Consider the following 23274-nt stretch of genomic DNA (forward strand, 5'->3'; position numbering starts at 1 on the left):
GACACCGATAAGAGTCGTTTCCTACCGAGTCCCGCAATCGCGGAAAGGCCTAAGCCCCCATCACCAGCAACGGGTTGTAGCCACTGCGTGCGTATTCGTCCTGCTCGGCCAGCAGCATGTCCAACGCGAGGCTGGCCAGATCGTCGGCAACCGGGTCTGCGCGCCCATGGAGCTCGCGCTGCATGACTTTCAGGTAGCTGTGGCATTCGTTGCAGGCTTCTGCCTGGACCGGCAGAAATGCTTTGCCCTGCCCTTCATCGAGCGTCAAATAGAGCAGCTTGCCGCCGGTGTCGCACACGCTGCATTTCACACGTTCCAGATGCCATTCGGTCGCGCAAAGCGAACAATGCAAATAGCGCACGCCACTGCGATTACGCTCGTTGTGCACCACGCTGGCCACGGGTGCGGCACCGCAACACGGGCAAAGCGCCTTCGCCTCACCGATGGGACGCGCCGGCGCGTTGGGTAGTCCGATGGCCAGGCGTGCCCAGGTGACCTGCAGCGCCGCAGCGACCAATGGCAATAGCGCGCGAGTCGCCTCATTGCCGGGACGCATTTCGAACACGTCATCGGCCAGCTCATCGAGTCGCTCAGCGGGCATCTCTCGCAGCGCGGCGAGCAACGGCCGCTGGCGTTCGCCCACGTGCAGCTCCACCGCATCGAGAATGGCGAGCAAATCGGCGTACCAACGCACGTCTCGTCGCAATGCCTGGAACCCCAACGGTGGCATGTCATGCTTCAACGCTTGATCGAAGGCATCCGGCGCCGGTCGCCAGGCAGGTTCGTGCTCGGTCAGTACCTGATGCTGGGCCTGTACCAGACGGGCCATGAACGCCAGGAACTCATCCAGCGACGGCACCTGCATGACCAGTTCTCTCAGCCGCGTCGCGCGTTTGCTAAACACCTTGGCATCCGGCAGCACCACGTGGGGCGCATCCATGATTCCGGACGGCGCGCTTCCATACGAATGATTCACTTCAGCTCCTTTCATCTATGGCGATCCTGCACTTCGCTGGTGGGCGACGCGGCTTGCGCATCGAATTTCTCGTTGCGCACGACATCTTCGTACCACAGCCCGTGATGGTGACGCGCCCAGGCGTGGCTGACGCGGCCCTGCGTCATGGCCCGCACCGAGCCTTTGACCCAGATGGCCGAGTAGACGTGAATGACTAGCGTGATGATGGCGATGAATGCAGCGATCGCGTGAATCAACACGGCCCAGCGCAGCGCCCAGATTGGCATGTCATCAGCGATCCAAGGGCGCCAGAGCACGATGCCTGTGATCAAGAGCACCGGTACGGTGGCCAGGAAGATCCAGTACACCAGTTTCTGCCCGGCATTGTTCTTGCCTACCGGCGGCAAGCGCTCGTCGCGGTTGCTGAGCACGTCGCCGATCTGCTTCATCCACTGCACATCGTGGCGGCGTATCAGGTTATCGCCGAAGAAGCGCACCGCCTGGATGATGAAGAACAGCGACATGAACACGCCAATATACGGATGCACGATTCGCGTCGGCTCCGGACCACCGAACAGCGCAGTGAGCCCGAAGAAGGCCGGATAGAACAGCGCGAGGCCGCTCAGCGTGAGCAATACGAAGCTGATCGCGATAAGCCAGTGGTTGACCCGTGCCCAGCAACCGTAACGCAGAATGCCGTATTTGACGTTGGAATGGCTCATAGCCGGTCCTCCCCACGACGATCAAGTTCGCGATCAGCCGCCGCCAGCTCTGGGTCCGGATCATCCTCCGGCTCTTCCTTCGGCCCTTTCATGACGTAATGGAAGAAGCCGGCCAGCACTGACACACCCAGCGCTACGGACATGATCGGCTTGGTCACGCCCTTCCACAGCTCCACGGTCGGGCTGATATGCGGATCTTTCGGCAGGCCACTGTAGATTTCCGGCTTGTCGGCGTGTTGCAGCACATAGACCACGTGGGTGCCGCCAACTCCGGATGGGTCGTAGATACCGGCGTTTTCGTAGCCGCGCCCCTGGAGGTGCTGAACCCGATGAGCGCCGTAATCGAGCATGTCCTCCTTGGTGCCGAACATGATCGCCGACGTCGGGCAGCTCTTCACGCAAGCCGGCTCGAGGCCATGGAATACCCGGTCGGAACACAGCGTGCACTTGTATGCCTTGTTGTCCTTCTTCGAGATCCGCGGGATATCGAACGGACACCCGGCAATGCAGTAGCCGCAGCCGATGCAGTGTTCCGAATTGAAGTCGACGATGCCGTTGGCGTATTGCACGATGGCGCCGGGCGATGGGCAGGCCTTTAGGCAGCCCGGCTCGGCGCAATGCATGCAGTTGTCCTTGCGGATCAGCCACTCCAAATTGCCCTGTTCGTTCTCATATTCACTGAAGCGCATGACTTCGAACGATTCGGCGGTCAGGTCTTGCGGGTTGTTGTAGGTGCCATCGCACGTTCCCACGTCGTCGCGCAGGTCATTCCATTCCGAACAAGCGACCTGACAGGCCTTGCAGCCGATGCAGACCGACACGTCGATCAGTTTGGTGACCTTTTCCACGCCCCCGTGCCGCACCTGCGGGGAGGGCGTGGTGGTCGCCGAGCGGGCGATGATGTTTTGCAGATTGATCTGGTCACCAACCATCAGACGGCTCCTCCAATCTTCTCCACGTTCACCAGAAACGACTTGAACTCCGGTGTCTGTGTGTTTCCGTCACCCACGAATGGGGTGAGGGTGTTGGTCAGGTGCGCCTTCTTCGCCACACCTTTGAAGCCCCAGTGAATTGGGATGCCGATCTGATGCACGGTGCGTCCGTCGATCTGCAACGGCACCAACCGTTTGGTCACCACCGCAACGGCGGTGATATAGCCCCGTTTGGACGTCACCCGCACCCGGTCGCCCGCAGCGATGCCCAGTTCCTCAGCCAGCACCGCACCCATCTCGATGAACTTCTCCGGCTGAGCGATGGCATTGAGTCGCGCATGGACTGTCCAGTAATGGAAATGCTCGGTCAGACGATAAGTCGTCGCCGCATAGGGGAAGTCCTTGTTGGAGCCAAACGAATCTCGATCCTGCTCGAAGACACGAGCGATCGGATTGTTCATCGCCAACGGGTTATTTGGACTCATCGGGTTGCGATCGATGGGGCTCTCCATCGGCTCGTAGTGCTCCGGGAATGGCCCTTCGTTCAGCCATTCGCAAGCGAAAAAGTGCCCGCCTCCAGACTGGGTGATGATGAAGGGGCCGACGCCCTGGGACGGCGGCGATGTGAGCGGGAAGTCAGGCACATCCGCCCCGGTCCAGCGTTCGCCATTCCACCAGACGAACGCTTTGTTGGGTGCCCATGGTGTGCCGTCTGGCCGGGCTGAAGCGCGGTTGTAGAGGATTCGCCGGTTCATTGGCCAAGCCCAGGCCCACCCCAGCGTATTGCCGGTGTTGTACGGGTCGGAGTTGTCGCGCCGGGCCATCATGTTGCCTTCTTCGGTCCAAGCACCGGAATAGATCCAGCAACCGCAGGCCGTCGAACCGTCATCACGCAGCTCGCTGAAGTCCTTCAGCAACTCGCCTTTGCGGCGGACTACATTGCCCGCTTCGTCGGTGAGATCCACCAGCGCCCTGCCGTTGTATTCCTGAGCCAATTCGGCGGGCTTCGGAAATTTCGGATCCTTGTAGTTCCAGCTCATGTTCAGGATCGGGTCCGGGAACGCACCGCCCTCCTCCTGATACATGTGCTTCAACCGCAACATGACCTCACCGAGAATTTCGGTATCGGTCATTGACTCGCCTGGACCTGGGGCACTCTTCTCATGCCATTGCAGCCAGCGCGAACTGTTGGTAATGGAGCCGTCATCCTCCGCGAAGCAGGTGGTCGGCAGGCGGAATACTTCAGTACCGATCTGCGACGGATCGACATCGTGGTATTCGCCGAAGTTCTTCCAGAACTCTCCGGTCTCCACCGTGAGCGGGTCCATGATCACGAAGTACTTGAGCTTCGACAGGCCATCCATGACCTTGGCCTTGTTCGGGAATGCCGCCAGGATGTTGAAGCCTTGGCAGAACGCACCGGTCATCTTGCCCAGCGTCATGTCGTTGATGGCGTAGAGCACGTCGTAGATCGGCACGGAGAGTTTCGGCAACCAGTCGTAGCACCAGTTGTTTTCCGCCGTGGCGGCGTCGCCGTACCAGTCTTTCATCAGGCTGACGAAGAAGCGCTCGTAGAATTTCCAGTACGACACCTCGCCTTCCACCAGCGGCGGCTTGATGCGCGTCTCCATGTAGTCGGCGTAGGTTTGCAGGTTTGCCGATGGCAGGTTGAGGTAGCCGGGCAGCAGGTTGGAAAGCAGCCCGATGTCGGTCAGGCCCTGAATGTTGGAGTGACCACGCAAAGCGTTCACACCGCCACCAGGCATACCCATGTTGCCGAGCAGCAGCTGCACCATCGCACCGCAACGGATGATTTGCGAACCGATGGTGTGCTGCGTCCAGCCCAGCGCGTAGAGGATGGTCATGGTCTTGTCTGGCGCGGATGTTTGCGCCATCAGATCCCACAACTCCTGCACCTTGGCCTTGGGCATGCCGCAGACGTTTTCCACCTGTTCGATGGTGTAACGGCTGTAATGCTCGCGCATCAGCTGGAACACGCAACGTGGATGTTCGAGGCTTGGATCGGAGCGAGCGAAGCCGCGCTCATCCAGCTCGAAATTCCAGGTTTCGCGGTTGTAGGTCTTATCTTCAGGGTTGTAACCCACGAACAACCCGTCATCGAAACCGAAACCTTCGGCGACGATCAAGCTGGCGTCGGTGTATTCGCGCACGTATTCGTGGGCGTAACGGTCGGATGCGATCAGGTAGTTGATGAAACCACCCAGGAACACGATGTCCGTGCCGGTACGGAGCCAGGCGTGATAGTCCGCCACCGCCGTGGTGCGGTTGAAGCGTGGATCGATGGAAATCAGGATCGCATTGCTGCGCTCCTTGGCATGCATGACCCAGCGGAATCCCACGGGATGCGCTTCGGCCGAGTTGCCGCCCATGGACAGAATGACGTCAGCATTGGCGATGTCGACCCAGTGGTTCGTCATGGCACCGCGACCAAATGTTGGGGCAAGACCTGCCACCGTTGGTCCGTGTCAAACGCGCGCCTGGTTGTCGAGTTGAAGAATGCCGAGCGCCCGGGTGATCTTCTGCGTGATGTACGCCGTCTCGTTGGTACAGGCCGAGGCCGCCACCATGGAGGTCGTCAACCAGCGGTTGACCAGCCGCCCCTGCTCGTCATGGGTTTCGAAATTCTTGTCGCGGTCGTCCTTCATGTGTCGCGCGATGCGCGTGAAGGCTTCATCCCAGCTGATGCGCTTCCACTCGTTGGTGAACGGCTCACGCACTTCCGGATATTTGACCCGGGATTCGCTGTTGATGAAGTCGAGTACGCCTGCGCCTCTTGGACAGAGCGAGCCACGACTGACCGGATGGTCCGGATCGCCTTCGACGTGGTAGATCTGATCGACCACGTTGGCGGCGCCGTCTCCACGTGAGTAGAGCAACATGCCGCAACCTACCGAGCAGTAGGTGCAGATATTGCGAGAAATTTTGGCGCCGGTCAGTTTGAAGTGACGAATCGACGCGACGGCTTCATCAGGCGCAAACCCCATCATGGCCATGCTCGATGCGCCTACAGCGGTCGCACCAAACTTCAGGAACTGTCGCCGGGATACTCGCACGGTCATCGGTATCTCCTGTTACTCGTTATGTTCTGCCCATCACATCTGCAACCGCTCTACGGCGGTTATTGCAGACTGCTGATGGGTTAGGTGCATGTTCGCTACGCTAGTTCAAAGGCTAGCTGGAGATTCGGCAAAAGAAAGGTCACCCGTCTTGCGCGAGTGCTTTTAGCAACGATGCCGATATGGATTGGCGAGTCGATGCGTAATCAGACCAAGGATCGCCAGACTGCTCCGCCAAGCGTTGATGCAGGTTGAGGATGTTCCACTGGTTCGCCCCGGCGATCTGCTCCAGCTCGTCGCGACCGATAGGCACCGACACCGGCAAGCCGGGCCGCGCACGAGCCGAGTAAGCCGCGACTGTGCTGGCGCCGCGCTGATTTCGCAGATAGTCGACGAATATTTTGCCGATTCGATTCTTCGGCCCCATCTTCTCCGCGAATTTATCTGGCGCCTCTCGCGCCAGGCGCATCGTCACGCCACGAGCGAACTCGTTGATGCAATCCCAACCCTGACGGCGATCGATCGGCACCACCATGTGCATACCGCGGCCACCACTGGTTTTGAGAAAGGCCTTGAGACCCAGCTCGTCGAGCAGATCGAGTGTCATACAGGTCGCCTCGACCATGCTCGACCACGGTAGCGCCGGGTCAGGATCGAGGTCGAAGACGACTCGGTCCGGTCGATCGATACGGTCGCTGCGGGCGTTCCAGGTATGAAACTCGACGGTGCCCATCTGCGCCGCCTCGACCACTGCCGTGATGCTGTCGGCCTGGATCAGGTGGGCGTGTTCAGGGTCGAGGGATTTGTCCAGCACGCGCATGTGCGGCATTTTCAGTCGGCCGCAATGGCGCTGGAAGAAACTATCTCCATCCACCCCGTCCGGCGCGCGGACGATGGACAGAGGGCGTCCGGCCAGATGCGGCGTCAGCCAATTGCCCACCGACAGATAGTATTCCGCCAGCTGCAACTTGGTGGCGCCGCTTTGCGCATCGATGACGCGTTGCGGACTGCTGATACCGATGCCGCCCACATCGGGGCGTTTGCTTTTGCCGGGTGTTGCTGACATGAGGCTCCTCGTGGATCCAGGCCATGTGAAAATTACTGCGCTCGGTAATGCGGCGTTAAAAACAGGCTCGGATGCGAGCCCAGTCGGAATGCTCATTTACAACTCGTAAACTCGAGTGCGAGCCCAGTCCGCTTCTTCGCCTGTTTTTATGGGGCCGCCCAGTTCTTGCCTGGGCGGCCCCGCCTAACCTTCGCTCGCTACGTTTTCACACGGCCTGAATCAGCTGGCTTTCTTCCTGGTGGACTTACTGGCGGCACTCTTGCTTGTGGTGGACGACTTGCTGCCGGAGGATTTGCTCGCCGTGGACTTGGCCGGTGCCTTGGGCTTGCTGGCGGCGCTTTTGCTCGCCGTGCGTTTGCGCGGCGCCTGCTCTTCGGTGTCGTCTTCGTCGTCGACTTCTTCGGCCTGCGCTGTTTTTTTGCCAGGTTTCCCAGCCAGGCTGCGTTTGAGCAGTTCGGTGAGGTCGATGACATCGGCGCTGCGACGATCGACCGCCTCTTCCGGTCCACCCACGGCTTCGAGCTTGCCTTCGCGTGCCTTGGTCTCCACCAGGTCCATGATCTGGTCCTGGAAGGTATCTTTGTACTGGTCGGGGTTCCACTCGTCGCTCATGTCCTCGACCAGTCGCTTGGCCATGTCCAGCTCGCGCGGGTTGAGGTCGGCGTTGAGCGCTTCGTCCTTCATTTCGAGGTATTCCACGCCGCGCACCTCATCGGACCAGCGCAGCGTGTTCATCACCAGCGCCTTGCCCAGCGGCATTACCACGGCCAGGTGCTGCTTGTTGCGCAGCACAACGTTGGCGATGCCGACCTTGCCGGTCTGGATCAGCGTTTCGCGCAAAAGTGCGTAGACCTTTTCGCCCCGGCGATCCGGCGTCAGGTAATACGGCGTGTCGATATAGAGGAACGAGATGTCCTTGGCATCGACGAAGGCGACGATATCCACCGTCTGCGTCGCCTTCGGGTGCGCGGCCTTGATCTCATCGTCGCTTATTACGACGTAGTGACCCTTCTCGTACTCGACGCCCTTGACGATGTTCTCGCTGTCGATGTCTTCGCCAGTGGTCTTGTTGATGCGTTTGTAGCCGACCCGGTCCATGCTGCGTTTGTCCAGCCAATCAAAATCGATTCCCGTGCGGGTGGTGGCCGGCACCAGCGCGACGGGAATATGAACCAAGCCGAAACTGACGGCGCCCTTCCAGATCGTGCGAGGCATAAGCTTTTCTCCTGTCGACTGGTGCTCAGCCGTTGAGCACCGTACCGCCGTTCACGTGCATCACCTGGCCGCTGACATAGGACGAATCGCTGCTGGCGAGATAGACATAGGCCGGCGCCACTTCGTCCGGCTGGCCAGGGCGCTTCATCGGCACGTTGGCGCCGAATTTCGCGACCTTGTCCGCATCGAAGGTCGACGGAATCAGCGGCGTCCAGATCGGGCCTGGCGCTACGCCGTTCACACGAATGCCGCGCTCGGCCAGGTTCATCGACAGCGAGCGGGTAAACGCGGTGATAGCGCCTTTGGTGGCCGAGTAATCGAGCAGCTGCGGGCTGCCCTTGTAGGCCGTTACCGAGGTGGTATTGATGATGGACGCACCCTGCTTGAGGTGCGGCAGCGCCGCCTTGGTCATCTGGAACATGCCGAAAATATTGGTGCGGAAGGTCTTCTCCCACTGCTCTTCGCTGATGTCTTCCAGGCCTTCCTGCGGATGCTGTTCGGCGGCGTTATTGACTAGGATGTCGAGCTTACCGAACTTGGCCCGCGTCTCGTCGATGACCTTGCGGCAGACCTCACGATCGGCCACGTCGCCGGCAAAGGTCAGGCATTGACGGCCATGGCTTTCGACCACTTTGCGGGTTTCGTCCGCGTCCTGGTGTTGGTCGAGATAGAGAATTGCCACATCGGCGCCTTCTCGGGCAAACAGCACGGCCACCGAGCGACCAATGCCGCTGTCGCCACCCGTGATGATCGCCACCTTGCCCTGCAGCTTGCCGGCTGCCTTGTAGTCTTCGCCCTTGAACTCCGGGCGCGGGTTCATCAAGCCTTCCTTGCCGGGCTCCGGTTGCTCTTGAGGTGGCAAGGTCTGGTTTTCTTCGCCCATGTGCTTTTCCTCCGTCGAGTGAATTACCTGTCTTCGGAGGACTTGGACGGAGAGTGGAAAGTTTCTATGAAGCGATGAGAGGCCCCCTGCGCAGCGCCTCCATCATTCGACGCCGAGCACGACCCGCCCGCGCGGAATACCGCTCTCGACGTACCGGTGGGCGGCAACCACCTCATCGAACGCGAATACCTTGTCGACCTGGGGCGTGATCAGCCGGTCGGCGGTGAGCTGGTTGATATGCAACAGCGCGCGCTGGACCGCGTCACGATTCTGTTCGATACCCATTTCCGGCTGGCCGGTGAAATCGCACAGGCAGTGAAGGAAGAACTTGAAGTTCTTCTTGAACGCCGCACACGCAGGAAAGGCTGTCTCGTTGCCGCCGTTGAGCCCGTAGAGGATCAGCTTGCCGCGTGGTGCGATGACATCGCCCAGCAGCTTCATCTGAGGACCGCCACACGCGTCGAGCACCACCTCGACGCCCGCGCCAGCGGTGATTTTCTGCAGGCGGCCAACCAGGTCTTCCTCTTCGGTGACGATCACCGTTTCGGCGCCCAGCGTGCGGAGAAAGTCCCGATCTTCGGCGGTCTCGCAGGTGGCTATCACCCGAGCGCCCAACGCCTTGGCCAGCTGCACGGCGATCGGTCCGGTGCAATGGCTCGCTTCGGTCACCAGGACATACTGTCCGGGTTCGAGTTGCGCCAGTTCGACCAATGCGAAGTACGCGACCAACGCCGGCATGTAATGCACGCAGGCCTCAACCGGGCTGAGCATGTCCGGATAGTGAACAAGAGAGAACTGAGGCAGCAGCACCTGCTCGCCGTACAACGGATACCGGTTGAGGTCATGAGCAAGAAAGCTCGCCACCCGATCACCGACGACAAAACCATCCACCTCATCGCCCACCGCCAGCACTTCACCGGCGACTTCGCAGCCGAGCCCGGCGGGCAACTGTGCATGGCGTGGCGCAAGGTCTTGCCGCCAAAGCACATCGCTCCAGCTGATGCCGATCGCGTTCACGCCGATCAGCACTTCACCAGGACCTGGCCGTGGCACGTCCTGCTGTTCATAACGCAGCACTTCGGCAGGACCGAACTGATGGAAACGGATCATGCGGGACATTGAAAGACCCCTCGATTACTACTGTATTAGCGACTCTATCTGCACTGTCGGCACAACTCCAGTCGCGATGCCCGCATTCCGTTCGATAGTCGCCATGCGCGCCAATGATGTTCGGCTGTACGTAAAGCCGCATCCCGACCTGCAGGTTTGTGTCATTGCAAAGCGGAAATGGACATGCCGGCGTCACCCCGATCTGTCTAGAATGCAGACGCACCCTCTGAAGCCCGCAGCATCTTGCGTGGCCACACACGCGTGAATGAATGGCATGAATCGCAACGACCTCCGCCGCCTGGATCTGAATCTGCTGATCGTCTTCGAAACGCTGATGCACGAGCGCAGCGTGACGCGGGCGGCTGAAAAGCTGTTTCTCGGCCAGCCAGCGATCAGCGCCGCTTTGGCTCGTCTGCGCACGCTGTTCGACGATCCGCTGTTCGTGCGCACGGGCCGCAGCATGGAGCCCACTGCTCGCGCACAGGAAATCGCCGGCCTGCTCTCGCCTGCGCTGGACTCGATTTCCACCGCGGTCAGCCGCGCATCGACTTTCGATCCGGCGACCAGTGAACTGGTGTTCCGCATCGGTTTGACCGACGAGGTGGAGTTCGCCTTGCTGCCTCAATTGCTCAGGCGCATACGCGCCGAGGCTCCGGGGGTGGTGCTGGTGGTGCGGCGCGCCAATTACCTTTTGATGCCGGGCCTGCTGGCATCCGGGGAAATCTCGGTGGGCGTCTGCTACACGGTGGAGCTGCCGGCCAATGCCAAGCGCAAGGTGTTGAGACGGCCGAAGCCCATGTTGCTGCGCGCCGACAGCATCCCAGGCCGCATGAGCCTGGACGATTACTGCTCGCGCCCGCACGCGATGGTGTCCTTCGCCGGCGACCTGAACGGCTACATCGACGAAGAACTGGCGCTGCACGGCTGCAAGCGCAAGGTGGTGCTGGCCGTGCCGCAGTTCAATGGACTGGCCAGTCTGCTGGCCGGCACCGATCTGGTCGCGACCGTGCCGGATTACGCCGCTGCTGCCCTGGCCGCCAACGGTGGCGTTCGCGCCGAGCCGCTACCCTTCGAGACCAGCCAGGACTTCGAACTCTCCATGGCCTGGCGCGGCGCCCAGGACAACGACCCCGCCGAACGCTGGCTGCGCTCGCGGATTCAAATGTTCGTCGGCGATCCGGATAGTCTCTGATCGCCGCGTTTTCTGTCGTGTGGGCCAGCGGCGCTTCGCCCGCTGTGGTGGGCTGAAGCCCACCCTACAATCACTATAAGAGCGCGAAACCTTCCGTAGGGTGGGCTTCAGCCCACGAGAACGCCCATCCCGCCATTGATGAAACAGTCTGCAACATCATCGGGAATGATATTCACATTCGCCTCGTTCGATTTCTGCATCGAGAACCTGCCCCGCACACTTCGCCCAACATAAAAAACCGAGTTGCGGAGTCAAGCATGGAACGTTCATTCAACGCCCTGCGTTACCCACTGGTTGCAGTTGTAGCTGCGCTTGTCAGTGCATGTGGGCAGGCGCCTGAAGCCACCGAGGCGGCGATGCCGGCGCTGGCTGTCAGCGTCGCTGAAGTCATCGAGCAACAGGTCACCGAATGGGACGAGCTCACCGGGCGTCTGGAAGCGCCGGAGTCGGTCGATATCCGCCCGCGGGTTTCCGGCTTCATCGACAAGGTCGCGTTCGAAGAAGGCGCACTGGTCAAGAAAGGCGATCTGCTGTTCCAGATCGACCCGCGCCCGTTCGAGGCGCAGGTCAAGCGTCTGCAGGCCGAACTGCAACAGGCGCGCGCCACGCAGCAACGAACCGCCAGTGAAGCCCAGCGCGGTGAGCGCCTACGGGCCAATAACGCGATTTCCGCTGAATTGGCCGACGCTCGCGTCAGCGCCGCCAGCGAAGCGAAATCCGCAGTCGCGGCCATACAGGCACAACTGGACGCAGCCAAGCTGGACCTCAGCTTTACCCGCGTCACTGCACCCATCGATGGCCGCGCGGGTCGCGCCATGATCACCGCAGGCAATCTGGTGAGCGCTGGCGAGGCGCTGCTCACTACGCTGGTTTCCACCAACGAGGTCTACGCTTACTTCGAGGCGGATGAGCGTACCTACCTGAAGTACCGCGAGCTGGCCCGCAACGGCACACGTGGCGAAGCGACTCCGGTCTACCTCGGGCTTTCCAGTGAAGACGGTCACCCGCACCTCGGCCGCATGGACTTCATCGACAACCAGGTCGATCCGCGTACCGGCACCATTCGCGGGCGCGCCGTGTTCGACAACCGTGACGGGCGCTTCACGCCCGGCCTTTATGCGCGGATGAAGCTGGTTGGCAGCGCCACCTACGATGCGGTGTTGATCAAGGACGTCGCGGTGGGAACCGATCTGGGCAAGAAATTCGTGCTGGTGCTCGAGGACGGCAAGGTGAATTACCGCTCCATCGAGCTCGGACCGAAACTCGAAGGGCTGCGCATCGTCCGCAGCGGTCTCAACGAAGGCGAGACCATCGTCGTAAACGGCCTGCAGCGTGTCCGCCCAGGTAGCCCGGTGACGCCGGAGACCGTGCCCATGGCCGACGCCGACACGCTGACTGCGCTGAAGGAGCAGAACCGCGCCATCACTGCGGCGTTCAAGACCGAGGTGGTCGACCGCAGCGTGGCGCGCCGCCCTAGCAGCTGAACCAAGCAGCACCGCAGCCAGTCGGCAGTGCGCCTCGGCGCACATCAAGAACAATCGATTCCGTCAGGGTGCGTGATGCGCACCCTCTCCCCCGGAGTGCGTCATGAATTTCTCTCAATTCTTCATTCAGCGGCCGATCTTCGCGGCGGTGCTGTCCCTGGTGATCCTCATCGGCGGCGCCATCTCGCTGTTCCAGCTGCCGATCAGCGAATACCCGGAAGTCGTCCCGCCCACCGTGGTGGTGCGCGCCGAATTCCCCGGCGCCAACCCCAAGGTGATCGGTGAAACCGTCGCCTCGCCGCTGGAGCAGGCCATTACGGGCGTTGAGGGCATGCTTTACATGTCGTCTCAGGCGACCGCCGACGGCAAGCTCACGCTGACTATCACCTTCGCCCTCGGTACTGATCTGGACAACGCCCAAGTGCAGGTGCAGAACCGTGTGACCCGCACCATGCCGACGCTGCCCACCGAAGTGCAGCGCCTCGGTGTGACGGTAGACAAGGCCTCGCCGGACCTGACCATGGTGGTGCACCTGACCTCGCCGGATGATCGCTACGACATGCTCTACCTGTCCAACTACGCTGCGCTCAACGTCAAGGATGAGCTGGCGCGGCTGGACGGAATCGGTGATGTGCAACTATTCGGCATGGGCGATTACTCGCTGCGCGTCTGGCTTGACCCAAACAAGGTCGCCTCTCGCAATCTCACGGCTACGGACGTGGTCAACGCGATCCGCGAGCAGAACCGTCAGGTCGCAGCCGGCTCTCTTGGCGCGCCGCCAGCACCGGGGGCGACTGATTTCCAGCTTTCAATCAACACTCAGGGCCGACTGGTCACCGAGGAAGAATTCGAGAACATCATCGTTCGCGCCGGTGAAGACGGTTCGATCACTCGCCTCAGGGATATTGCACGTATCGAACTGGGGTCCAGTCAGTACGCCCTGCGGTCGCTGCTGAACAACCAGCCCGCCGTCGCCATCCCGGTATTTCAGCGTCCCGGCTCCAATGCCATCGAAATCTCCGACTCGGTCCGGGCTCGCATGGCCGAGCTGAAGCAGGACTTCCCCGAGGGCGTGGATTACGAAATCGTCTACGACCCGACCATCTTCGTTCGCGGCTCCATCGAGGCGGTAGTGCACACGCTGCTTGAAGCCATCGTGCTGGTGGTTCTGGTGGTAATTCTCTTCCTGCAGACCTGGCGCGCCTCGATCATTCCGCTGGCAGCGGTACCGGTGTCGCTGATCGGTACCTTCGCCGTGATGCACATGCTCGGCTTCTCGCTCAATGCGCTGTCGCTGTTCGGCCTGGTGCTGGCCATCGGCATCGTGGTGGATGACGCAATCGTCGTGGTGGAAAACGTCGAACGTAATATCGGCCTCGGCAAGTCGCCGGTCGAAGCCACCAAGCAGGCCATGAAGGAAGTGACCGGTCCGATTATCGCCACCGCCCTGGTGCTCTGCGCGGTCTTCATTCCGACTGCATTCATCTCTGGCCTTACCGGGCAGTTCTACCAGCAGTTCGCGTTGACCATCGCTATCTCCACGGTGATCTCGGCCTTCAACTCGCTAACCCTGTCGCCGGCACTTGCGGCCGCACTGCTGCGCAGCCACGACGCACCTAAGGACGGCTTCTCGCGCTTGCTGGACAAGCTCTTCGGCGGCTGGCTGTTTGCGCCGTTCAATCGCGTGTTCGAACGTGCCAGCCACGGTTACGTGGGAGCGGTGAAACGTATCCTGCGCGGCAGCGGCATTGCGCTGGTGGTTTACGTCGGCCTGGTGGGCCTCGGTTACATGGGCTTTGCCAGCACGCCGACAGGTTTCGTGCCGCCGCAGGATAAGCAGTACCTAGTGGCCTTTGCTCAGCTGCCGGACGCCGCCACGCTCGACCGTACCGAGGACGTGATCAAGCGCATGTCGCAAATCGCCAGTGAGCATCCGGGCGTGGAAAACACCGTGGCGTTCCCGGGATTGTCGATCAACGGCTTTACCAACAGTCCCAACAGCGGCATTGTCTTTACCCCGCTCAAACCGTTCGATGAGCGCAAAGACCCATCGCTGTCGGCCAACGCTATCGCTGCCGATCTGAATGGTCAGTTCGCTCAGATTCAGGACGCTTTTATCGCGATCTTCCCTCCGCCGCCGGTCCAGGGGCTGGGCACCATCGGGGGGTTCCGCATTCAGGTGCAGGATCGCGGCAACCTTGGCTACGAGGAACTGTACAAGCAGGTCCAGAACGCCCTTGCCAAGAGCGCTGAATATCCGGAGCTGGCCGGGCTGTTCACCAGCTATCAGGTCAACGTGCCGCAAATCGATGCCGACATCGACCGTGAAAAAGCCAAGACCCATGGCGTGCCGATCGACCAGATTTTCGACACCATGCAGGTTTACCTCGGCTCCCTGTATGCGAACGACTTCAACCGCTTCGGGCGCACCTATCAGGTCAATGTTCAGGCTGAACAGAAGTTTCGCCTGACGCCTGACCAGATCGGCCAGCTGAAGGTACGCAACGACCGTGGCGAGATGGTGCCGCTGTCGACTTTCGTGAAGGTCAGCGACAGCGCGGGTCCGGATCGGGTGATGCACTACAACGGCTTCCTCACTGCTGAAATAAACGGTGCGGCGGCGCCGGGCTACAGCTCCGGCCAGGCCGAAGACGCCATGGAGCGTCTACTCCAGGCCGAGCTGCCGAACGGCATGAGCTACGAATGGACCGAGCTGACCTATCAGCAAATTCTTGCCGGCAACACCGCGATGTTCGTCTTCCCGCTCTGCGTGCTGCTGGCGTTCCTGGTGCTGGCGGCGCAATACGAGAGCTGGAGCCTGCCGCTGGCCGTGATCCTGATCGTGCCGATGACGCTGCTGTCGGCCATCGTCGGAGTAATTCTCTCGGGCGGTGATAACAACGTGTTCACTCAGATCGGCTTGATCGTGCTGGTAGGCCTGGCGTGCAAGAACGCGATCCTCATCGTCGAGTTCGCCAAGGATAAGCAGGAAGAAGGCATGGATCGGTTGGCTGCGGTACTCGAAGCCTGCCGACTGCGGCTGCGGCCAATTCTGATGACCAGCTTCGCCTTCATCATGGGCGTGGTCCCGCTGGTGTTGTCCAGCGGTGCCGGTGCTGAGATGCGCCACGCCATGGGCGTCGCGGTGTTCAGCGGGATGCTCGGCGTGACCTTCTTCGGGCTACTGCTGACCCCGGTGTTCTATCTGGTGATTCGCGCTTTCGTCGAACGGCGCGAGGAGAAAAAGGCTGTACTGAAGGAGATCCATGCATGAAGGTTGTTATCACCACCCCGCTCCTGCTAGCCGCAATATTGGCCCTCAGCGCCTGTGCGGTCGGGCCCGATTACCGTACGCCAGAAACGGCGCCGGCAGAGATTGATCGCTCCGCCGCAAAAGACTTCGACCGCTCACGGTTCGAATCCGCCTGGTGGCGCCAGTTTGAAGACCCCACGCTGGACGCGTTGGTCGGTCAGGCCTTGGCCGAAAACCGAGAGCTGCGCATCGCCTTCTCCAGGCTACGTGCGGCGCGCTCGATCCGTGACGATGCCGCCAATGATCGCTTGCCTACCGTGACAGCCGGCGCCAGTGCAGAATACGGCAAAGCGCAGCAACCCGGTTTCAGCGAGGAGCGCAGCAACATCGAGCGCTACGACCTGGGCCTGGACATGGCCTGGGAGCTGGATCTGTTCTGGCGTATCCAGCGGCGTATCGAAGCCAGCGAAGCACAGACTGAAGCCGCCGAAGCCGAGCTCTATCAGTTGCAAGTGAGCCTGATCGCCGAGCTGGTGGACGCTTATGGCCAACTGCGCGGTGCCCAGCTGCGCGAACGCATCGCTCGAGAGAATCTGGACAATCAGCGCGACTCGCATCAGTTGACTGAACAGCTGCGCGACGCCGGCATGGGAAGCGAACTCGATGTCCTGCGCGCCGATGCTCGTTTGGCCGCCACCGAGGCCAGCCTGCCACAATTTCAGGCCGCCCAGAGCCGCGCGCGCAATCGCATCGCTACCCTGCTCGGCCAGCGCGCCGATCAGCTCAGCATCGACCTGTCGCCACGTGAACTGCCGGCGATTGCCAAAGCGTTGCCGATTGGCGACCCAGGCGAACTGCTGCGTCGCCGTCCAGACATCCGGGCCGCAGAGCGCCAACTGGCCACAGCCACGGCCAATGTTGGCGTTGCGACGGCGGATCTGTTTCCGCGGGTGAGCCTGTCCGGCTTCCTCGGTTTCATCGCCGGACGCGGTTCGCAGATTGGCTCCAGCGCCGCGCAGGCCTGGGGAGCCGCACCGAGCATCAGCTGGGCGGCGTTCGACATGGGCAGCGTGCGAGCCAGATTGCGCGGTGCCGAGGCCGATGCCGAGGGCGCGCTGGCGAGCTATGAACAGCAGGTGTTGCTGGCGCTGGAAGAGTCGGAGAACGCCTTCAGCGACTACGCCCGTGCTCAGGAAAGGTTGTTGTCACTGCTGCGTCAATCCAGCGCCAGCCGAGCGGCGGCGCAGCAAGCGGAAATTCGCTACCGCGAGGGCACGGTGGACTTCCTCGTACTGTTGGACGCCGAGCGTGAACGGCTCGCCGCCGAAGATGCCCAGGCACAGGCTGAAGTCGAGCTTTACCGGGGTGTCGTCGCGCTCTACAAAGCCTTGGGTGGCGGTTGGCAGCTATCCAACAGCTGACACGCGGATAGCTCTGCGCCGCTGCTTTGCAAGGTAAAGCAGCGGCGCAGGGGGGGCAAATTGTGATGCATTCCCGCTCCCGCTCTTTCAATTATGAATTTTGCGAGAAAGCGCTTTAGGTGGTTCGGCTTATTTGGCATAACGTCGCGTTGAAGCTCAATCGCATTCGGCTCCCGGATGTAATGCCAACCAACCAAAAATAAAGAGCCTTTCAAATGATCAAGCCGATCATCACCCTCGCAGGACTGATGCTGGCACTGACCGCGACAGTGGTCGAAGCAGAGCCAATCGTTATCAAGTTCGCCCATGTCGTCGCCGAAGAAACCCCCAAGGGCAAGGGCGCCCTGCTGTTCAAACGACTGGTCGAAGAGCGCCTGCCGGGTCAGGTAACCGTCGAGGTCTACCCCAACTCCACGCTGTATGGCGATGCCGACGAACTGGAGGCCCTGAGCAAGAACGAAGTCCAACTGCTCGCGCCCTCGCTGGCCAAGTTCGAGCAGTACACCAAGCAGGTGCAGGTCTTCGATCTGCCGTTCCTGTTCGACGATCTGGACGCCGTCAATCGCTTCCAAAAACGCGCCAAGGGGCGTCAGCTGCTGCGCTCGATGGAGAAAGAAAACATCACCGGCCTGGCCTACTGGCACAACGGCATGAAACAGCTGTCGGCTACCAAGGCGCTGCGCTTGCCGAGCGATGCGAACGGCCTGGCCTTCCGCATCCAGCCGTCGGCGGTTCTGGAATCACAGTTCGCCCAGGTGGGGGCACCCACCAAAAAAATCGCCTTCGCCGATGTCTTCGCGTCGTTGCAGAACGGCACCGTCCAGGGCGCGGAAAATCCCTGGTCGAATATCTACAGCAAGAACATGCACACCGTGCAGCCGTACATCACCGAGAGCAACCACGGCGTGCTCGACTACATGCTAGTGAGCAATACGCGCTTCTGGTACGGCATCCCGCACAGCATTCGCACCGAACTCGAAGGCATCATCGATGAGGTGACTTACGCGGTGAACCGCGCGGCCGAAGAAGCCAACCAGGCCCATCGCGAGCGCATCCGCCAGGCCGGCACGTCGCAAATCATCGAGCTCACAGCTGCCGAGCGCGAAGCCTGGCGTGAAGCCATGCGGCCGGTATGGAAGGAGTTCGAGCCGGTGATCGGTGCCGACATCATCAAAGCGGCACAGACGGTGAATCGCAAGCAGCGCGATTGATCTACCAGTTCACCCAGGCGCTCGCCTGATCTGACGAAACCCCGCGATAGCGGGGTTTCGTTTTTTTAATCGAACGCTCTGCATCGCGGGTCAGGTATTGGACGAACCCCCGTCATCCATCACCGGTAACCACAGGCGCCAAACACTCAGCGCTCCGGCCCTTCGAACACCGGTTCCTGCTCCAGTTGAGCCTCGTCCCAACCACCGCCAAGCGCCGCAATCAGCTGTACGCTGGCCGTCAGCCGATCGCCCAGCAACAAGAGGTTGGTCCGCTCGTTGTTCAATGCAGTGGTCTGTACCGTCGCGACGCTGAGGAAGTCGACAGTGCCCGCGCGATACTGGTTTTCGATCAGGCGCAGCGACTCCTGCGCCGCTTCCAGCGCTTCTCGCTGTACAACCGCCTCCTCGGCCAGGACGCGGAGTTGCACGAGGTTGTCCTCGACTTCACGGAAGCTATCGAGCACCGTCTGGCGATAGTTGGCCACGGTCTGGTCATAGCTGGCTTCCACCTGTTCCAGTTCGGCACGGCGAGCGCCGAAGTCGAGCAGCGTCAGCGCCAACTGAGGGCCCAGCGACCAGAAGCGGTTGGGCACGCTGATCAAATCGCTGAAGCTGCTGTTGCGATAGCCGCCACTGGCGCTCAGAGTCAGGTCTGGATACCAGGCCGCTTCGGCCACGCCTATCTGCGCATTGGCTGCGATGACTTGGCGCTCGGCCGAGGCGATGTCTGGTCGGCGCTCCAGCAATTGCGACGGCAAAGCCAGTGGCACCTCGGGCAACTGTGGGATGTCGCGGCGCTCGGCAATGGTCAGCTCCGAGGGCGGCACGCCAACGAGCACCGCGATGGCATGCTCCATCTGTGCCCGCTGCCAGCCCAGGTCGATCGCCTGGGCCTGGGTGCTTTTAAGCTGGGTCAGCGCCTGACTGACGTCGGACTTGGGGACGATGCCAGCTTCGTACTGGTTTTCTGTCAGGCGCAGCGAGCGGGCGAACGCTTCGACCGTCTGGTCCAGCAACCGCTGCTGCTCGTCCATTACGCGCAATTGCAGATAGGTCTGGACCAGTTCGGATTGCAGACTCAGGCGGACCGCCGCCAAGTCCGCCGCACTCGCTTGCATGTTGGCGCGATTGGCCTCCAGATTGCGGCGCAGGCGCCCCCAGATGTCGAGCTCCCAAGAGGCGTCGAGGCCAATCTCGTAGCTCTCGCTTACACCGCTACTGCTACCGATGTACTGCGAGGAGCTATTTCCAGAGCTACCCTGCCCCCCGCGCGACACACCGCCACTGGCCCCCACGATGGGAAACAGTTGCGAGCGCGCCCCCCTTACCAAAGCACGCGCTTGGCGGTACTGCGCTTCGGCTGCCGCCAGGTTCTGGTTGGAAACGTTCAGCCGACCAACCAACGCATTCAGCTCGGCATCGCCGTAGAGCGCCCACCAGTCTCCACGCTGCAAGACGTCCGCCGGCGCGGCGGTCTTCCATCCTTCGGCCTGCTTGAACTCCGTGGCAACGGGCAGATCCGGCCGCTGGTAGTCAGGACCCAAGGTGCAAGCGCCGAGCGAAAACGCCATGACCATCAGGGCCAGCGGGCGCAAGGGGGATTTCAAATACGACGAATTCATAGCGGATTTTCCAGAGCGGCATCGGTGCGCACACCACGCCAGCGGTTGAAGCGATGACGCGCGCGGTCGAGATACAGATAGACGACCGGCGTGGTGTAGAGCGTGAGGATCTGGCTGAGGATCAACCCGCCGACGATGGTCAGGCCCAGCGGTTGGCGCATCTCGGCGCCTTCGGCACCGCCCATGAGCAACGGCAAGGCGCCGAGGATCGCGGCCATGGTAGTCATCAGAATTGGGCGAAAGCGCAACAGGCAGGAACGGCGAATCGACTCTTGCGGAGACAAGTGGTCGTTGCGCTCGAATTGCAGCGCCAGATCGATCATCAGGATCGCGTTCTTCTTGACCACGCCGATCAGAAGGAACAGACCGAGCAGAGAGATCAGGCTGAACTGTTCGCGCATCAGGATGATTGCGAGCAACGCGCCGACACCCGCTGAAGGCAGCGTGGAAAGAATCGTCAACGGATGGATGTAACTCTCGTAGAGAATGCCGAGCACGATGTACACCAGCAGCAAGGCACCGAGAATCATCAGTGGCTGCCCTTCCTGCGTAGCCTTGAAGACATCCCCGGTACCGCCTAGACGCCCCTGCACCTCGCTGGGCATGCCGATGGCGGCAACCGCACGCTCGATCGCCCGTGTCGCCTGATCGAGACTCACACCGGGCGCCAGATCGAAGTCGATGTTTTCCGCGGCGAACTGCCCCTCATGGCTGACGCGGTCTTCTTCGAGGCTGCGCTCATAGCTTGCGAAAGCGGCCAGGGGCACCCGCCGACCATCGCTGGTAATCACTTGAATCTGTTCCAGCACCTCAGGATGCTGGGCGTATGCCGGGTCGATCTCCATCACCACCTGATACTGGTTGAGCGATTCGTAAATAGTGGATATTTGCCGCTGGCTGAATGCGTTGTTGAGCAAGGTGGTGACCGTGCTCATATCGATACCCAAGCGCTTGGCCGCGTCGCGGTCCACTTGCAGGCTGATCTGCTGCGCGCCCTCGCCTTCGTTGGCATCGATGCTGGTCAGCTCCGGCAACGCCATCAGCGCGCGCGTCACCTGCGGCACCCAGGCGCGCAAATCGGCCAGATCGCTGGCCAGCAAGCTGTAGGAGTACGCCGAACTGCTTTGTCGCCCGCCGCCGAACTGCAGATCCTGATCAGCCATGAGGAACATGCGCCCGCCTGGGACTTTCGGCTGATTGGCGCGAATGCGCTCGATGACTTTCTGCGCGGAAATCTTGCGTTCAGCCAGCGGCTTGAGGCGAACGATCATGAAGGCGTTGTTGATGCCACCTTGTCCGCCGATGAAACCGGCCACGCTCTCCACCGCAGGATCGGCCAGCACCGCCTGGCGGTAGATCTCCATTTTCGGCTGCATGACCTGGAACGACAGCCCATCGTCGCCGCGGATGAAGCCGGTCAGCTGACCTGTGTCTTGCTGGGGCAGGAAGGTTTTGGGTACTTCGATATAGAGGAAAACGTTGAGGCCGATGGTCGCCAGCAACGTAAACAGCGTGATCCGGTGATGGCGCAGCGCCCACGCGAGGGAGCGGTCGTAGTGACGCAGCAGCCACTGGTGGGCGTCGTGACTCCAGCGGTGCAGCCGCCCTTCCCGCGCCGCTTGGTGGGGCTTCAACCAACGGGCACAGAGCATCGGCGTCAGCGTCAGCGAGACCAGCAGCGAGACCAGGATGGCCGCCGCCAGGGTGATGGAGAACTCGCGAAACAACCGCTCCACGATCCCGCCCATGAACAGGATCGAAACGAACACCACCACCAACGACAGGTTCATCGACAGCAGCGTGAAGCCCACCTCCCGCGTCCCTATGTACGCGGCGCGCATTGGCGGGACGCCGTCATCGATGTGTCGTGCGATGTTTTCCAGCACCACGATGGCATCGTCCACCACCAGCCCGGCGGCCAAAATCAAGGCCATCAACGACAGCACATTGAGCGAGAAGCCGAACAGGTACATCACGGCGAAGGTGCCAACCAGCGATACCGGCACCGCCAGCGCCGGAATCAACGCCGTGCGCAGCCGACCGAGAAAGAGGAACACCAGCACGATGACCAGCCCCACCGCGATCAGCAATGTGCGCTCGGCCTCATGCAGCGTCGCGCGGATGACTGGAGAACGATCCATCGCCACCGCCATCTTGACGCTACCAGGCACGATTGCCTGCAGGGCCGGCAATTCATTGCGAATGCCTTCGATGGTTTCGATGATGTTGGCGCCAGCCTGGCGGTTGATGATCAGCAGCACGGCGCGTTCGTTGTTGAAGAAGCCGTCGTTGTAGCGATCCTCGACCGCATCGCTGACTTTGGCCACGTCGCTCAGGCGCAACGCGGCGCCGTCCTGGTAGCGAATGATCAGCGGCAGGTAATCAGCCGCCTCGTGCAGTTGGTCGCTGGCTTGTACCTGCCAATGACGGTGATCGTCTTCGACCATGCCCTTGGGCCGGCGTACGTTGGCCGAGGCAATGGTCTGACGAACCTCGTCGAGAGACACGCCGTACTGCTCGAGCTGTTGCGGTTGCAGTTCGACGCGTACCGCCGGCAGCGAACTGCCACCGACCTGCACCTCACCCACGCCGGGCACCTGCGATAACTTCTGCGCGAGCACCGTGGAACCGATGTCGTAGAGCTGGCCTTTGTCGAGTACATCGGAGGTCAGCGACAGCACCATGATCGGCGCCTGCGACGGGTTGACCTTCCGATACGTAGGCATGCTGCGCATACCGCTGGGTAGCAGATTGCGCGCGGCGTTGATTGCCGCCTGAACCTCACGCGCGGCGCCGTTGATGTCGCGGTCGAGATCGAACTCGATGATGATCCGCGTCGAGCCCTGGCTGCTGCGGCTGCTCATCTGGTTGACGCCGGCGATGCTGCCCAGCGACCGCTCCAGCGGCGTCGCCACGCTGGAGGCCATGATCTCCGGGCTGGCACCGGGCAAACTGGCCTGTACGGTAATGACCGGGAAATCCATGTTCGGCAGCGGCGACACCGGCAACAAGCCAAAACTGACTCCGCCCAAAAGCAGAATCGCCACGCTCAGAAGCATGGTCGCAACTGGGCGAGCGATGAAGGGGGCGGACAAGTTCATAGCTGTAAGCCAGTGGCAGGCAGGAAGCGG

General features: G+C 61.3%; 14 protein-coding genes and 1 pseudogene. 5 read left to right on the forward strand and 10 right to left on the reverse strand.

The window, feature by feature from the left end; genetic code table 11:
- Positions 1–49 precede the first annotated feature (49 nt).
- The 8 genes from fdhE to E0D86_RS04945 form a co-directional block, all read right to left on the reverse strand.
- Complete coding sequence (gene fdhE / locus E0D86_RS04905; protein ID WP_371924031.1) at positions 50–991, reverse strand: formate dehydrogenase accessory protein FdhE; 942 nt, start codon at positions 989–991, stop codon at positions 50–52.
- Positions 988–1677, reverse strand: a complete 690-nt coding sequence (locus E0D86_RS04910) for a formate dehydrogenase subunit gamma (RefSeq protein ID WP_131648835.1) — start codon at positions 1675–1677, stop codon at positions 988–990. The genes fdhE and E0D86_RS04910 overlap by 4 nt, the downstream gene beginning before the upstream one ends.
- Positions 1674–2609, reverse strand: a complete 936-nt coding sequence (gene fdxH, locus E0D86_RS04915; protein ID WP_131648836.1) for a formate dehydrogenase subunit beta — start codon at positions 2607–2609, stop codon at positions 1674–1676. The genes E0D86_RS04910 and fdxH overlap by 4 nt, the downstream gene beginning before the upstream one ends.
- Positions 2609–5689 carry a formate dehydrogenase-N subunit alpha gene (gene fdnG / locus E0D86_RS04920; RefSeq protein ID WP_218568004.1) on the reverse strand — a complete coding sequence of 1027 codons (3081 nt, stop codon included), beginning with the start codon at positions 5687–5689 and terminating at the stop codon, positions 2609–2611. The genes fdxH and fdnG overlap by 1 nt, the downstream gene beginning before the upstream one ends.
- Before the next feature lie 139 nt (positions 5690–5828).
- Entirely contained in the window at positions 5829–6752 is a 924-nt protein-coding gene (gene ligD, locus E0D86_RS04930; protein ID WP_131648839.1) for a non-homologous end-joining DNA ligase, read from the reverse strand.
- A 219-nt stretch (positions 6753–6971) separates the two neighbouring features.
- A complete protein-coding gene (locus E0D86_RS04935; RefSeq protein ID WP_131648840.1) occupies positions 6972–7967 on the reverse strand; it encodes a Ku protein in 996 nt (331 codons plus the stop codon).
- 25 nt (positions 7968–7992) lie between these two features.
- Entirely contained in the window at positions 7993–8850 is an 858-nt protein-coding gene (locus E0D86_RS04940; protein WP_131648841.1) for an SDR family oxidoreductase, read from the reverse strand.
- 102 nt (positions 8851–8952) lie between these two features.
- On the reverse strand, positions 8953–9969 hold the full coding sequence (locus tag E0D86_RS04945) for a zinc-dependent alcohol dehydrogenase family protein (protein WP_131648842.1): 1017 nt from the start codon (positions 9967–9969) through the stop codon (positions 8953–8955).
- Positions 9970–10227: 258 nt separating this feature from the next.
- Between E0D86_RS04945 and E0D86_RS04950 the strand changes: the two are divergent.
- The 5 genes and pseudogenes from E0D86_RS04950 to E0D86_RS04970 form a co-directional block, all read left to right on the forward strand.
- Positions 10228–11152: pseudogene (locus tag E0D86_RS04950) on the forward strand (LysR family transcriptional regulator); the annotation flags it as partial.
- A 257-nt stretch (positions 11153–11409) separates the two neighbouring features.
- Positions 11410–12636 (forward strand): efflux RND transporter periplasmic adaptor subunit, encoded by a 1227-nt coding sequence (locus tag E0D86_RS04955; RefSeq protein ID WP_131648844.1) that lies wholly within the window; start codon positions 11410–11412, stop codon positions 12634–12636.
- Positions 12637–12739: 103 nt separating this feature from the next.
- Positions 12740–15910 (forward strand): efflux RND transporter permease subunit, encoded by a 3171-nt coding sequence (locus tag E0D86_RS04960; RefSeq protein WP_131648845.1) that lies wholly within the window; start codon positions 12740–12742, stop codon positions 15908–15910.
- Positions 15907–17310, forward strand: a complete 1404-nt coding sequence (locus E0D86_RS04965) for an efflux transporter outer membrane subunit (protein WP_131648846.1) — start codon at positions 15907–15909, stop codon at positions 17308–17310. Before E0D86_RS04960 ends, E0D86_RS04965 begins: the two co-directional genes overlap by 4 nt.
- Before the next feature lie 218 nt (positions 17311–17528).
- Complete coding sequence (locus tag E0D86_RS04970) at positions 17529–18521, forward strand: TRAP transporter substrate-binding protein (protein WP_131648987.1); 993 nt, start codon at positions 17529–17531, stop codon at positions 18519–18521.
- Positions 18522–18667: 146 nt separating this feature from the next.
- Here the strand turns inward: E0D86_RS04970 and E0D86_RS04975 are convergent, their stop codons facing one another.
- Both E0D86_RS04975 and E0D86_RS04980 read right to left on the reverse strand, forming a co-directional pair.
- Positions 18668–20143 carry an efflux transporter outer membrane subunit gene (locus E0D86_RS04975; protein ID WP_131648847.1) on the reverse strand — a complete coding sequence of 492 codons (1476 nt, stop codon included), beginning with the start codon at positions 20141–20143 and terminating at the stop codon, positions 18668–18670.
- Positions 20140–23244, reverse strand: a complete 3105-nt coding sequence (locus E0D86_RS04980) for an efflux RND transporter permease subunit (RefSeq protein ID WP_131648848.1) — start codon at positions 23242–23244, stop codon at positions 20140–20142. Before E0D86_RS04980 ends, E0D86_RS04975 begins: the two co-directional genes overlap by 4 nt.
- Between the last annotated feature and the right edge of the window lie 30 nt (positions 23245–23274).

Source organism: Pseudomonas sp. IC_126 (assembly GCF_004331835.1).
Lineage (GTDB): Bacteria > Pseudomonadota > Gammaproteobacteria > Pseudomonadales > Pseudomonadaceae > Stutzerimonas.

Coding starts and splice junctions, on each gene's coding strand:
- fdhE (WP_371924031.1), bottom strand. CDS start 991: ATGAAAGGAGCTGAAGTGAATCATTCGTATGGAAGCGCGCCGTCCGGA.
- E0D86_RS04910 (WP_131648835.1), bottom strand. CDS start 1,677: ATGAGCCATTCCAACGTCAAATACGGCATTCTGCGTTACGGTTGCTGG.
- fdxH (WP_131648836.1), bottom strand. CDS start 2,609: ATGGTTGGTGACCAGATCAATCTGCAAAACATCATCGCCCGCTCGGCG.
- ligD (WP_131648839.1), bottom strand. CDS start 6,752: ATGTCAGCAACACCCGGCAAAAGCAAACGCCCCGATGTGGGCGGCATC.
- E0D86_RS04935 (WP_131648840.1), bottom strand. CDS start 7,967: ATGCCTCGCACGATCTGGAAGGGCGCCGTCAGTTTCGGCTTGGTTCAT.
- E0D86_RS04940 (WP_131648841.1), bottom strand. CDS start 8,850: ATGGGCGAAGAAAACCAGACCTTGCCACCTCAAGAGCAACCGGAGCCC.
- E0D86_RS04945 (WP_131648842.1), bottom strand. CDS start 9,969: ATGTCCCGCATGATCCGTTTCCATCAGTTCGGTCCTGCCGAAGTGCTG.
- E0D86_RS04955 (WP_131648844.1), top strand. CDS start 11,410: ATGGAACGTTCATTCAACGCCCTGCGTTACCCACTGGTTGCAGTTGTA.
- E0D86_RS04960 (WP_131648845.1), top strand. CDS start 12,740: ATGAATTTCTCTCAATTCTTCATTCAGCGGCCGATCTTCGCGGCGGTG.
- E0D86_RS04965 (WP_131648846.1), top strand. CDS start 15,907: ATGAAGGTTGTTATCACCACCCCGCTCCTGCTAGCCGCAATATTGGCC.
- E0D86_RS04975 (WP_131648847.1), bottom strand. CDS start 20,143: ATGAATTCGTCGTATTTGAAATCCCCCTTGCGCCCGCTGGCCCTGATG.
- E0D86_RS04980 (WP_131648848.1), bottom strand. CDS start 23,244: ATGAACTTGTCCGCCCCCTTCATCGCTCGCCCAGTTGCGACCATGCTT.